Origin of the sequence: Fulvivirga ulvae, assembly GCF_021389975.1 — a bacterium.
Classification (GTDB): Bacteria; Bacteroidota; Bacteroidia; order Cytophagales; family Cyclobacteriaceae; genus Fulvivirga; species Fulvivirga ulvae.
This window is the reverse complement of the sequence record NZ_CP089981.1, coordinates 2,412,263-2,426,246: the sequence shown is the minus strand read 5'-3', so window position 1 is coordinate 2,426,246 and position 13,984 is coordinate 2,412,263. Positions and strand designations below refer to the sequence as shown.

Genomic DNA, 13,984 nt, shown 5'->3' with positions numbered 1-13,984 from the left:
GAAGAAGCCTTATCTCCTAAAAGGATAAGTTGAAATAGAGGAACTTTCTTTTTAATTAAAGAAAGATGTACGAGCCAATTTTTGAGTCCGTTGAACAGATTGGAGAATCACGTCGTATTACCCTATTGGTGATTCTTTTAACCCGTATTAAACTCCACTTCTATCAAGGTCTGGTTTTGGAACCCAAAATAAAAAAAGGTTATATTGGGTAAATTGTTTTTATTCCAGACATTTTGAATTCAAAAAAGCAAAAAACCAGCCCTGTTTATGAAAGTTGTTAAGTCATATATCTTCATTTTTCTTATTTTTTTTATCGCATGCCAACCTTCTCCAAAAGGAGAAAAAACCATTTCCAAGGAAATAGAAGATGAAAAAACACAACCCCCCGGACCTATTACTTTGGTAATACATGGAGGAGCAGGAACGATAAAAAAGGAAAACATGAGTGCCGAAAAGGAGGCTGCCTATACGGCCAAGCTACAGGAAGCTCTCAACAGCGGGTATGCCGTTCTGGAAAACGGGGGTACAAGTATTGACGCAGTTAGTACGGCCATACAGATATTGGAAGAGTCACCACTATTTAACGCAGGCCGTGGTGCCGTTTTTACTAATGAAGGGAAAAATGAAATGGATGCCTCCATAATGAACGGTAAAACAAGTGAGGCCGGGGCTGTAGCTGGCGTGACAAATGTGAAAAGTCCTATTTTGGCCGCAAGGGCTGTAATGGAAAAATCACCTCATGTAATGATGGCTGGCCATGGTGCAGAGCAGTTTGCCGCGGAGCAGGGACTGGAAATAGTTGATCCCTCCTACTTCTATGATGAAAATCGTCATGAACAATTACAGCGTATCAGGGAAAAGGAAAACACTTCGGCATACCTTGATCAATATCCCGATTATAAATTTGGCACAGTAGGTTGTGTGGCCCTGGACGCTTATGGCAATATAGCAGCTGGTACTTCTACCGGAGGCATGACTAACAAAAGATATGGCCGCATAGGCGATTCTCCTGTAATTGGCGCTGGTACGTATGCCGAAAATGCCACATGCGGTGTCTCCGCAACAGGGCACGGCGAGTTTTTTATAAGAAATGTGGTGGCATATGACATTGCCGCATTAATGAAATACAAACACATGACAGTGGAAGATGCCGCCAACGAAGTAGTGATGAACAAGCTCATCAAAAAAGAAGGATCCGGTGGAATAATTGCCCTTGATCGCAAAGGCAATATAGCAATGCCTTTTAATACGGCAGGAATGTACAGGGGTTATATTCGTGAAAAAAATAACCCCATTGTTAAGATCTATAAAGATTAGGTTAACTCAAGCTGAGAGTTGAGGTTTTTAACCCGCTCTTTCAACGCAGACAGATCCATGCTTATTCGGTATTTCATTTTGATATACCTTAGGATCACTTCTGCTTTCTTTCCTTGTCTTAAGTGAAAAAGAATGGACTTATCAATTACACAATTCATAACTATAGCACGTTTTAGGTTTATTAGGTATCATAAATAAAACAATTTTTTTTTACTATAGTTTGGATTATGTAATTGAATTTATGATTTAAAGGAAAGTTTAAAAGTAATCTTAAAATTAGTTAAAATTTAGTGCTGATAATGACGCAGCTGTTTGTGAATCATATGGTTATTACGATAAATCGGCAATTAAAATTTTGTACCAACCACAACTTTTTCCTTAAACCGCAGCACCTCCCCGTTCAAGCCGAAAGCTTCAAGAAAAACCAGATAATAACCGGTCCGGACTTTTGATCCCACCTCATCGGTTGCATCCCATGTATAGAACCCTTCGGCAGGTAAATAATCATTTTCCCCAAGTATTTTTATAGTTCTTCCAAACGCATCTAATATTCGCGTGGTGACTATATAACCGGCTTTATCAAAAGCATAATTAATAGTAGTATAATCATTGTGGCCAGACCCGTCCGGTACAATTACTTTAGGTTCAGCAATGATCTGTCCGCTGTTGGTTTGGAAGCCTTTACTGACTTGAGAGTTTATATATCCCGGGGTGGCAAAGCCGGCAGCAGAGGCTGCAGATTTCCAACTGTTACTCTCGTTGGTAGGTGCAACAAAAGAAATTCTTTCCAGCGATACCCCCTCCTTATCTGCAAGCAGAGCCAAATGAAGATCCTCAGAGTATTCAAATAAATCCAGAACGGCTGAATCCGGATTTAGTAGTATGACTACACCTGTATCATCGTTGTAAGCCGGCAACCTTTTAACCTCATTAAAGTTTCTTTCATCCGATCTTGGGTAGTTTTCCTTCAATACTATAGAGCTCTCCGTCAGAGCAATATAATTATGCGGCTTTAATACAATATTGCTGGCAGCAACCGGAAATATTTGCTTGCTATGGTATTGACCATCCAGCTTTTCACCATTGGCCAGTAACAAGTCCTTGAGATTAACATGTTTTGAGGAGTTGTTGTAAAGCTCCACAAAATCCACTCCGCCTGAATAGGGATTAAACAGCACCTCGTTAATAATTATTTCAAAGCTGTCGGCTGGTTCAACCAGATAAAAATCGTATAAATTTTCTTCATCTATAAGATTACCACTGCAGTCTCTGATGCCGTTCACTTTCAGACTGTAGGTTATACTGCCATGAAGCTGATCAGAAAGTTTGAGCCCTATCTCATCTAAACCACTGCCTGGAATCACACTTGAAACCTCAACTGCCGGGTTTATAATAAAATTTCCCGGAACAATATCAGTATCCAGCACCTCATTAAACCTCACCACTACCGAATCCGCACGAAGGCCAAACACTTCCGTTACCAGAGGAGGAGTAAAATCAGGATTTTCACTTATTACGGAATTAATGGCACCCGGCGTGCCGCCAGACAGATGCTCAGAAGCAGTCCAATTGCCGCCACTGCCACATAAATTTGCCGGATCAATGAGTTCGAGGGTCCAGCCACCATCTGATTTTAAAGAGCTTTTGTACCAGCTGGAGGAATAATGTACGGAATCTGTTACCCGGTTATGGGCATCCCTGATCAACAGAAAATCTTCATTATTGTTAAGAGTGGGCCAATTATTCAATCCCATTACCTGACCATATGGGGCAAGTTCCGGGGCAGCCTCCTCCGGACATAATATTAAATAATCCCCCGGAAAGAAGTAGGAACTATTCAATATAGCTGTATCCTTCAAGTCTGAGAATTGCCAGTTGGCGAGGTCGAAAACCTTATTACTGTTATTGTAAACTTCAATGAATTCTCTTTCCGGCAAATCATTGGGTGGGCTTGGATCAGCAAATATTTCTGTAATTATAACATCTTTAAACGCAGCCAGCTCTTCAACAAAATACACGAATCCATAAAATATTGATGAAATCGCATTCCCGGAAAGATCCTGCACACCCTTAATCTCAATTTGGTGCATCTTCCCTTTTGCAAAATCGGAAGCAAAATCCAAATGAACAATCCTGGAATCGGCTTCATCGACCGTTACGGAAGAAGGATAACCAATACCGTCACTCACAAAATAATTATTAATATCTTCTCCTGCTGATGTTTCCAGACGCTCGGAAAAAATGAGATCAAGCTGCGACCGTGAAACAACCTCTACCGAAACCAGGTCAGGAGCTTTAATGTCGCTCGATGATATGGAAATATTATCAAAGAAAAATGCCTGACTTCGTGTACTTGTATGTTCTACTTTAAAGCCAAAATGTGAGCCGGTAGTAAATTCTTTGTCAACCGCTGTACCAATCATCACATAGGCAAATCCGCCCGACGGATCGGCTTCAAGTTCCCACTTCCCTGAAGTATCTCTGGTGACTCTTATATTCACCATATAACCTGAAGCAATTGAAGGGTTTGGGTCAGCGATCAGCGGGGTGGAGGAGCCGATTTTAAACAGATCAATGCCATCGTCATTTCCTGACTCTCCAAGGCGAATAAAATAGCCGTCAGCGGTGGAGCTCAAATCACTGTTATCGCAAAAGAGATAAATTTCCGTATTATTGGAGCCACTTGGGGAAGCATCATATCTGGCTGTAAACTGCCAAACTACCTTTTGTTGATGCATATCGGGCAGATTGCTATTGCTAATCCATATTGTTGAAGAAGCCGCCGGGCCCTTGCTTTGTAATTCGCCATTTTGGACCTGAAAGTCAGCCCCGTCACCTGATTTATTTGAACTATTCCATACCGGATCTGCAATAAAATCGCCATCAGTAAAGTCATCAGTAAACTGCGACTGGCATGGAAACTTGACCAAAAAGAGAAAAAGAACTACTAAACAGAGCTTATAATAATCTAACAAGGCAATTAATTCATATTAACAATAGCTGTAAAAAACAAAAATAGTATTTTTGAGTACATATTTATGTTAACATGAAACTGGTATGGGATCTATTTACTGATGAATGTGTAATCATATCATTTTCAGCCAATTAAATTATTATTAAAATGAAACTAGCTATTGTAGGAGCAACAGGCCTAGTGGGACAGGAAGTTCTGCAGGTAATCGAAGAAAGAAATTTTGAATTTGATCAGCTGTTTTTGGTAGCATCTGCCAAATCGGTTGGTAAAACTCAAACCTTCAAGGGTAAATCCTACAAGATTATTGGCATGGAGGATGCCATTGCTAGTAAACCGGATATTGCCATATTTTCTGCAGGAGGAAGTACTTCACTGGAGTGGGCTCCTAAATTTGCTGAAATAGGGTGTATCGTAGTCGATAACTCATCAGCATGGAGGATGAGCCCTGACCACAAACTTATTGTGCCGGAAATTAATGCTGAGGTGTTGAGAATAGATGACAGGATCATCGCAAACCCTAACTGTTCAACCATACAAATGGTTATGGCTTTGGCGCCATTGCACAAGAAATATGGTGTAAAAAGACTGGTTATATCAACTTATCAGTCAGTTACAGGTACCGGTAAAGCTGCCGTTGACCAGCTCATGAATGAGCGGAATGGCGTGGAAGGGGAGAAGGTCTATCCTCATAAAATTGATATGAACGTACTGCCTCACATTGACGTTTTTCTGGATAACGGATACACTAAGGAGGAGATGAAAATGGTTAATGAAACAAGGAAAATACTTGGTGATGACAGCATTGCTATTACCGCAACCGCTGTACGTTTGCCTGTAATGGGTGGCCATTCTGAATCGATAAACGTTGAATTCCATAACGAATTTGACCTGGAAGAGGTTAAAGAGCTTCTGAATCATGCTCCTGGGGTTGTGCTTCAGGACGATGTGAAAAATGCTGTTTATCCCATGCCTCTTAATGCCCATCGTAAGGATGAAGTGTTTGTAGGAAGACTTAGAAGGGATGAGTCGCAACCAAATGCATTAAACATGTGGGTGGTAGCTGATAATCTGCGGAAAGGTGCCGCTACCAATGCTGTTCAAATAGCAGAATTTCTTGCGGCGAACAACCTTGTTTATTAAATAAAGGAATAATTTTATCAGATGCCGTTCCCGCATTGCGGGAATGGCATTTTTGCTTCTACACTGTACGTTTTTAATGAAGGAACTGCTCAAGCCGGAAATACAGCGATTCATCAAGGCCCATGAAAATGATGACCCGGTGACTCTTATTTTCAGGCATAGGGATATCCATGGTGTATCAATAAAGGTAATTGCTACCCAAATTACGGCCCGGAAAAAGGCGAAGACGAAGCTGCCGGAATGGTATGCCTCTCAGGGTGTGATGTTCCCTCCAACGATCTCCATGGAGCAGTGTTCATCAGAGGCTACCGCTAAATATAAGGCATCTATAGTTAGTGGCAAATCGCTCATTGATCTCACAGGAGGTGCGGGGGTTGACACCTACTATTTGAGTAAGAGCTTTGAGAAAGTCACTTATGTAGAGCAAAATGAAGAGCTTGCCGCAATCACATCTGATAACCTGTGTTCCCTTGGCGCCACAAACATTATCTGTAAAAATGATAAGGCAGAGAGTTTTTTGAAACACACACCTAAGGTTGATGTGGTTTATCTCGATCCCGCCAGAAGGGATGAAAATGCGCAAAGGGTATTCAGGTTTGATGATTGCGAGCCTGATGTAACTACAATTTTGCCAGACCTGTTGTCCAGGGCAGACACCATCCTGATAAAAGCCTCTCCGATGCTGGATATTGAGAGCTCTGTCAGAGACCTGAAATTTGTGCACGAAATCCATATTATTTCCGTGGAGAACGAATGTAAGGAGGTGCTGTACCTACTGCGTCAGTCTGAAGGAGATAACCCCTTAATCCATACAATCAATATCCGGAAAGTAGGGGAAAGGCAAAGTTTCAGTTTCCAAAAATCAGCAGAAATAAGCGCACAGGCGGAGTATGGACTTCCTGATAAGTTTCTTTACGAGCCTAACAGTTCAATTCTTAAAGCAGGCGCATTTAAGAGTATTGCCGGGGTATATAATATAAAAAAGCTGCATGCCCATACACACCTCTACACCAGTAATGCTGAAGTGACAGATTTCCCGGGTCGCAGGTTTCGTATAATAGATGTAGTTCCTTATAATAAAAAGGCGGTTTCGAGTTATTTATCAGGCAAAAAAGCTAATGTCTCTGCCAGAAATTTCCCTGATGAAGTGCATGCCATCAAAAAGAAACTTGGCTTAAAAGACGGTGGCGACATATATCTTTTTGCCTTTACGGATAAAGAAGAAAATAAAAGAATAGCTATTACCGAAAAGCCTTAGGAGAAGTATTCCATCAAGAGGTATAATATAAAAAATAAGGTGCCTGAGATACCATACAGCTTAATTACCTTTTTCCTATTCTGGGTATCCTCCCACCAAAGCATTACCCAGGGTTTATAGAGACCAATGGATAAAAAAATAAAGCTCATTATGGCTAAAACAAAAAAAAGACTGGTAAGCAACTTCATCTACGCTCCGTTTCATTGACAACCCCGAATGACGGGGCAAAAACAAAACGAAAGTACGACGCTTATACAGTAATTACAAGAGTAGGAATTGCCCGTATTTTTTTAAATTTAAAAACTGCGGAACATTTTCTCTATGCAAAAGTCTGTAAGAAAAGTTCCGCAGCACGCAATGTTAATTGAAGTCCTTATTGTCCTCAAGGGTTTTGATATATCCTTCCAGAAAGACTTTGCTAGTTTCAGGAGCCCTTGCAAGTGCTTCTCTTTCAAATTTCAGTGCTTTCTCATATTCACCAAGGGCAGAATAGCCCCGGGCCAATCCATGAGGAGCGAGCCAGTGGTCTTTCCATTTCTTGCTGGCCCTCTTAAATACTTCAAGTGCCTCTGTATCTTTATCCTGCCCAATTAACTGACGTCCGTAAGTATAATAATCCGCCACGGCAGCATTAGGATCTTCCAGAGCTTCGTTCATTATTTTTGCAGCCTCATCATGCTTTCCCATTGCAGTCAGAACCATTGATTTCGTCTGCAATGTCCTGAAATTCCTCTCACTAAAAAATTGACCTTCAATGGCGGTATTAGCCCAGTTTAATGCTTCATCGAGATGGATCTTATTTTGAACGAGGTATGCTACCGCTGCTGTCCAGTTAGTAATTGCAAAACCCTGGCTTGAATGAAGTTCATTTTTTAAATTTTGATAGACCAGCTCAGGGGTATCGAACTCCGCCTTAAACGGTATTCTTTTTTTCTCCCAGTCCAGGGCTATCACTGCATAGCTCTCGGTGACCTCCACAAAATTATAGGTAAGCAAGGGGGTGCTTTCATGGTCTTCCCATTTTACATTTACCCTTAGCGCATCATCCTTCTCATCATAAAAATAGCTTCCCCAAACTTTTGAATTCTTTGAAAAAATGATGGTTACCGTACCATCTTCTGCAATAGCCATATGCAGCCCGTACTTACCTGCTTTAAGGTCCTTTCCTTCTATTTTAAGGTCATGGCTAAACTCGATGGTTGTATTTTCGTTGGCACCTGCACGCCAGGGAGCTGCCTGGGAAGTGCCAAAGCCCAGATTGTTAAAGCCATAAGGCACCAATGTGCCCCATACCTTCCCTGTACGGTCTTCGCCCTGAGGACTGACTACATTAGGTCTTGAATAATTGATCGTGACACTGGATATACCTACCTGCTGCGTTACCTCAGCGGCCGGACTAACCTGCGGGAGAGTGACGCCCTGGCCCATGGTGGTACTGTGTAATAAGCAGATGCTTAACAGCATCATAAGAAATGGTAAAGTTTTTGATCTCATGGTTAATTAATTAAGAGGTAAAAAGATTGATTAAGTAGGTTCTGACGATCAATCCGGTTATACGGACTACAGCCCGGGAAGATTTCCAAATTATTTAACTGCGATCATAAGTTGGATAAAAGGCTATTTTCAGACAGGAAGGGGAAATAAAAAAGGGCAACTAATTGCCCTTTTGAAAACACTTTAATCTTTTTTAAACCTTATCAGGTAGGTCTTATTTTCCTCCCCTTCTACTATCCGCCTGATGTTTTTATTATGTGTCCAGACTATAACAATGAACAGGAAGAAACCAAATATCACCAATAGTGGCTCATTGGTCTTAAATCTTGGCACCAGTAAAAGCAGGGCCGGAAAAGATAAGGCTCCAATGATTGAAGAAAGTGATACATACTTGGAGATGATCAGGGTGACAAGAAAAACAACTATACATAATAGGGCAACTTCATAATGAATAGCTATCATCATACCCAGTAATGTGGCTACACCTTTACCCCCCTTGAAGTTAATAAATACCGAAAAGACATGACCGATAACAGCCACCACACCTAGTATTAACTTAAATGTTACCAGGTTTTGCTCTTCTATAAAATCCAAATTGAGCAATATTCTTGCAAGTGAGGTAGCTGCCATACCTTTAATGATATCACCAAGCATAACTATTGTACCGGCTCTTTTTCCTAAAACCCTAAAGGTATTTGTAGCACCAGGATTTCCGCTACCATGTTCTCTTACATCTATTCCATGTACAGATTTACCGAACCAAACGGCAGTGGGTATTGAACCAAGCAGGTATGCTAAAATTAATGCTATTCCTATTGCAGCTATTTCCATATTTTTTAATTAGGTCAAAAAAAGGAAGCAAGCGCATAACTCCTTCCTAACACAGTTAGTTTCAAATATAAAGAATTTTTTTCAGGTGAGGGAATTATCAAAACCCATCATCGTCATCCTCAAATCCATCATCTTCCTCAGTACCGCCAAAACCATCATCAGGAGTCTCGTCTACAACTTCCTCTACCTCTGAATCCAAGTCGTAAAATTCATCTATTCCATAATATTCTAACCGGAATCTGTTGATAAAGTTCAGTGTTTCGGCTTTATCTGCAGGAGCGAAGATGAGATCGCCGATTTTTGCCTTAGAGCCATTGCTCTTTTTACTGATGACATCGTTGTAGTTTTCATTGGATGAATAAGTCAGAAGTCTGTCGTCTTCCAGGCTAAAGAAGAACCAAGATGCAGGCGAAACCTTGATAAAAACGTTGAATATTGTTCCTCCGGCTTCATTCTTCTTTATTTCCATAAATCCATCAAAGGCACCATTAACATCAATTCTCTGGATATTGGACATACCCAGTTTACCTTCGCTGTAAAAAGCTTTATGGTCCGATGACCATTTAAGGTCAACATTAGTAAATACCAATGGCACCGCAGTCTCTTTAGCAAAGCCCCCCAAAGGAACATACTCCTGCAATGACAGTTTTTCATATTCTCTCGCCGGCCTCTCGCCTATAATCTCTGCCAGCTTATATATCAATTGGGTTTGATCACCAAGGCCTTCCGGCGCACCCAGGTTTTTAACCACATCAACAATATCCCTGGCCATTATATCAAATGCCTGTGAAGGTACCGTTGAAAGATTAATGGCAAGCAGGCTATTGAGATTGTACTCATTCCTGTCAAGGTTGCCATGTCCGAGCACAGCCGCATTTATTGAGACATCTTTGGTAGGTCTCATAAAATTAACGGGACCTTCAAAACGAATATCTTTGGTGTCCTGGTTGTAACGATAAATTTTGCCTGATAGCTTCTTCCCCGTCATCTTCAAAGTGTCTTCTATGGCATATTCATTGCTATTCTTGTCGAAATACAATATTCCTGACGGCACAAAGAAGTCCTCGTCATCGGGAGAGTATTTCTCATTTATAAAAGTGCTGTAAAGGCTATTGTCACCAGACGAAAAGTACAGACCTGCTTCCAGCCTTCTGCCTTCTTCAGTAACAGAGTTGTCAAAGTTTATCATCACATCACGCTGGTCACCGGAGCTGGAGTGTTGTATCCAGGTATTAAAACCTGGTTCATGCAGATCAAGTTTTATGTAACCGTCAAGCTGCATCGCCGGTTTATGTGCGTAAAGGATCATATCACCTTTGTAAAACATACCCGGAGAGATCAGAATGTTTTGCGTTTCACTCACAGAACCATTGGCTACAGTATGTTGCTCGAACACCTCTTTTCTCCTTGAACTGGCTACCTGCATGGTTTCCAGATGAAAATTCTCCATCTTGATAGGAACGGTGTCATTCAGAGAGTTAACAAATTGATAGGTTGCATAGCCTGTAAATTCATTTCTGGATTTAATGTCAATTACACCTTCCGTAAGCCTGTGATACTCATTCAGGGTATCCAGAATAATAGTCGTGTTTGTGAGTCTGCCTATTTTAGAATTCTCCAAAATGAGTACTTCATTGTTTTCCGGAGTAATTTTGGCATCCGCAACCACAATATAAGGTATCCCGCTAACCTTGAGCTCCAAAGTGTTAATATCATAAACAGCTTCTGTTGCATTAAACCTAAGGGAATCAAGATCCTCACGGGTGGTATAGAAGTAAGAGCTTTCCAAAGGAACATCATCAGGTTTTTTCATGGTGATCTTCTCTTCATTCAGGTCCCATCTGGCCTGAGTAATTGAGGTTTTAAACTGCGCATATGGAAACTCCAATGCCGCCTGACCTTCTACCTCCGGGCTAATATCAGCGTAGTTTTCGTCAAGGTTGAACCGCAAATAGACATCATCTCCGGCAAGGGCAGGCTTATCAGGGTTGTCTGATTTCAGTTCAAAATCCGCATGCCTGGCAGAAAAGCGATCATGCTCAAAGGTAATCCTCTCAGATATTGACTCAGAACCACGGGTAAGGAGGGTACCGGAGCCATATACACCATGATTGGACACTATTGCAGTACCATCAAGAGACGCCGTTTCGTTATAAAACTGGAAAGGTTCGTCGAGGTTGCTTATATACATGCTGTCTTTCTTTGGCAACCACTTCATATCATAATTCTTTACAGACGCCTGCGGAAAGAGCACTCCGTTGTATTCCTGCTCACGGATCTCTACATAATCTCCCTTGGTAACTACTGAGTCCGGATAGAATACAAAATCCTCTGATACCAGGGAAGTGGTTAAGAAATCAATTCTACCATTACCCCTAAGCCCGTGCTTGTTTAGATTTAGCTGGTTGTAAAACTTTCCTTCACCTTCATATAATGTATACCCTTCAGCAGGCACTGCATGCGTGAAACCCATTGAGTAGTCGCGTTGTACCCGCAATTTCTCTTCAAAAGTCGGGAACATACCACTGGATACGAAAGACCCTTCAAATCCAATGGAGGCAGGATCTGAGCCGCCCAAACTATCAATGCCAAAAGGTGGTACCAGAAAGTACATAGACCTGTCGTATACTCCTGAGAGTACCTCCTTTCTATCAAAATATACAACTGCGCCTTTGCCAGAATCGAACTTCGGATAATTAGGAAGACTCTCCTTACCTGATTTATTGCCCGGTTTATTTATAAAGAGCGTTCCTGACGATGCCTGTAGGTTATTGGCAACACCGCCGTCGGTTGAGGAGTCTGATGACACAAGCGCGTTATCGACTTTACGCCTGCCAGACCTGCCCCGGCTGTTTTCATCCTTTACGTAGAACTGGATGGAATCAATTTCATTGAGATAAATAAGAAAGCTGTCATACTTAAAAGTAAAATCACGCCCTATGTATTCGAAATTACCTGCACTTATCTTACCGTTAAATTTGAAGTCCCTGTCACGCATTAGTACTATTTCACTACTATCGGGCTTGATCACCACATTCAACGAATCACTAATCTTAAAACCATCCACACCCCGGATCTTAAACGTACGTTCTTCAAAGTTTAATGTTGAGTTTGGCCTGTGATGAATCACTGAACTAATAACTATGTTGTCAAAATCTTTTTTCCCAAATTTTGAATCGAATAAATGCGTGCCTTTCTCCTTAACAGTGATCAGACCTTTGTTGGTATCATAGCCAACAAGTCCTTTTTGTGCAAGATGCAACATAGCCCCCTTAAGTACTTTTACATCTTTTTTGAAGTGTCGTGCAAGCTGGTCAACATAAAACTGCTCCTCATTATTCTTCCTGGAATAAGACACTACCAACGCCAAAGGGTTAAACGGATATATTTTGTCGCCCAAACCCCGATAATCTTCAACATTATAATGATCTGATGACTCAAAGTGCGCAGGAACAATCCGTCTTCCTTCAAGTATTGAGGCATCAAGTGTGGCAGAATCAAGGTGCCATCTAATAATATCCGCCGTAAAATCCACATTAAAATATGTAGTTGTATAAGGTGTATTGCGGAAACCTCCCTTATCTTTTTGTAGTACCAGGTATTTTTTATTGAAATCATACTTAACCCTTACCGCGGGATGGTATATGGAATCATTCCCCTGGTATATCACAATCGACGCTCTGTCTGCAGTAACGGTGGAGTCGGAAAATTCAAATATTTTAGCTTTTGCTTTAAATTTTTTTGATGCTTTGTCGTGGACTTCGATTTTAGAAAGCTCTCCCAGTACGGAGGAGCTATATATCTTTCTGCCATTTAAAGAAAAACCCCCATTATAAATCAGGTCTTTCCCAATATTGCTAACCTTTATATTGCTGTAGTATGACATGAACCTCGGGTATCTGGCATCGGTGGTTGTATCATGTCTTACACTTTTATATTCAAAAACACCTTCAACAGGATCGGGCAGTTTTCCTTTATATGTAAGTTTTGCCGCCTCGGCCTGTAGTGCAGGTTTATTCACATCAAAGCTATATGTGCTTAGCTGGCAGAAAACCGAATCAGCACCCAGACCTGTCATTGACCAGTCAAATTTGCCTCCATCGCCGACAAACTTGTTCTTCAGTATAAGAAATGATCCTTTAGTATTTTCCAAAAAAACAGAATCGTAAGGTGTTGAGAAATTTAAGGTAGCCTTTTCAAAATTGATCACGGGACCGCTGATCGCCGGCAGGGCAGGCCCACCTCTTATGGCCTCCACCATTTGCTGGTCTTCCGTTAATTCATCTTCAGGGTCAGGTCCTTCATCCCAGTCATCATCATTCCATTCCGTATCCCAGTCGTCATCTGCAGGCTCTTCATCCCACTCGTCAAAATACTCGTCATCCGCAGCTGCATCATCCACTTCGTCTACTACAGGCTCCTCTTCCACCTCGATCGGTGAGGGGTCTTCCACATACTCCAGGTTATATTCATCGTTGCTGACAAATAAACGGTTTGACCGGGCATGGAAAAGCGCACGGTGCTCAAAAAAAGACTTGGTTACTTGCAGGTATTGCAGCAGCTCGGCAGATGTATGATTAGCAATTACTTTTTCGGTGACATTGAGGTAGCTGATCATCTTCTGCGCATTGACCCCCTCGGTATTTACTGCATGTGCAATAGCCTCAAAATAGGCTGAATAGATCGTTTTATTTCCTCTTCTGTTGTTCATCAGTGACGCAACCTGCGCTATCACCTTATCCTGCTGATCCCTGGCAAGCCGCACCCACGCCATTTGAAATTCGTCACTGATGCCCAAAACCTGACGGGCTCTTTCGTCATTGAGCATCACTCTTACCGTATCCTTTGGGACAGCAGGTCCGGAGTTGCTTTGCGAGAAAGCATTAAAGCTCAACATGCAGAGCAGAAAAAATAAGTATCTAAAAGTTTGCCACATGATCAATCCCCTGAAATTCCTAAATTATTGTGAA

General features: G+C 41.5%; 8 protein-coding genes. 3 read left to right on the top strand and 5 right to left on the bottom strand.

Annotation, left to right across the window (positions count from 1 at the left end):
* The first annotated feature begins 267 nt into the window (after positions 1 to 267).
* Positions 268 to 1,317, top strand: a complete 1,050-nt coding sequence (locus LVD17_RS10020; protein WP_233766475.1) for an isoaspartyl peptidase/L-asparaginase family protein — start codon at positions 268 to 270, stop codon at positions 1,315 to 1,317.
* On the opposite strand, the gene LVD17_RS10015 is transcribed toward LVD17_RS10020, so the two are convergent.
* Positions 1,314 to 1,475 (bottom strand): hypothetical protein, encoded by a 162-nt coding sequence (locus LVD17_RS10015; protein ID WP_233766474.1) that lies wholly within the window; start codon positions 1,473 to 1,475, stop codon positions 1,314 to 1,316. The genes LVD17_RS10020 and LVD17_RS10015 overlap by 4 nt on opposite strands.
* 189 nt (positions 1,476 to 1,664) lie before the next feature.
* A complete protein-coding gene (locus LVD17_RS10010) occupies positions 1,665 to 4,247 on the bottom strand; it encodes a lamin tail domain-containing protein (RefSeq protein WP_233766473.1) in 2,583 nt (860 codons plus the stop codon).
* 191 nt (positions 4,248 to 4,438) lie between these two features.
* On the opposite strand from LVD17_RS10010, the gene LVD17_RS10005 reads away from it, so the two are divergent.
* Both LVD17_RS10005 and LVD17_RS10000 read left to right on the top strand, forming a co-directional pair.
* Entirely contained in the window at positions 4,439 to 5,431 is a 993-nt protein-coding gene (locus LVD17_RS10005; RefSeq protein WP_233766472.1) for an aspartate-semialdehyde dehydrogenase, read from the top strand.
* 76 nt (positions 5,432 to 5,507) lie between these two features.
* Positions 5,508 to 6,689: a class I SAM-dependent methyltransferase gene (locus tag LVD17_RS10000; RefSeq protein ID WP_233766470.1), complete on the top strand. Its 1,182-nt coding sequence runs from the start codon at positions 5,508 to 5,510 to the stop codon at positions 6,687 to 6,689.
* A gap of 360 nt (positions 6,690 to 7,049) precedes the next feature.
* Here the strand turns inward: LVD17_RS10000 and LVD17_RS09995 are convergent, their stop codons facing one another.
* The 3 genes from LVD17_RS09995 to LVD17_RS09985 all read right to left on the bottom strand — a co-directional run bounded on the left by LVD17_RS09995 (position 7,050) and on the right by LVD17_RS09985 (position 13,911).
* A complete protein-coding gene (locus LVD17_RS09995) occupies positions 7,050 to 8,183 on the bottom strand; it encodes a DUF2911 domain-containing protein (protein WP_233766468.1) in 1,134 nt (377 codons plus the stop codon).
* A 183-nt stretch (positions 8,184 to 8,366) separates the two neighbouring features.
* Positions 8,367 to 9,014 carry a glycerol-3-phosphate 1-O-acyltransferase PlsY gene (gene plsY, locus LVD17_RS09990; RefSeq protein ID WP_233766466.1) on the bottom strand — a complete coding sequence of 216 codons (648 nt, stop codon included), beginning with the start codon at positions 9,012 to 9,014 and terminating at the stop codon, positions 8,367 to 8,369.
* Between the two features lie 97 nt (positions 9,015 to 9,111).
* Positions 9,112 to 13,911, bottom strand: coding sequence for a hypothetical protein (locus LVD17_RS09985; RefSeq protein ID WP_233766464.1), 4,800 nt, complete (start codon positions 13,909 to 13,911; stop codon positions 9,112 to 9,114).
* Positions 13,912 to 13,984: the final 73 nt, after the last annotated feature.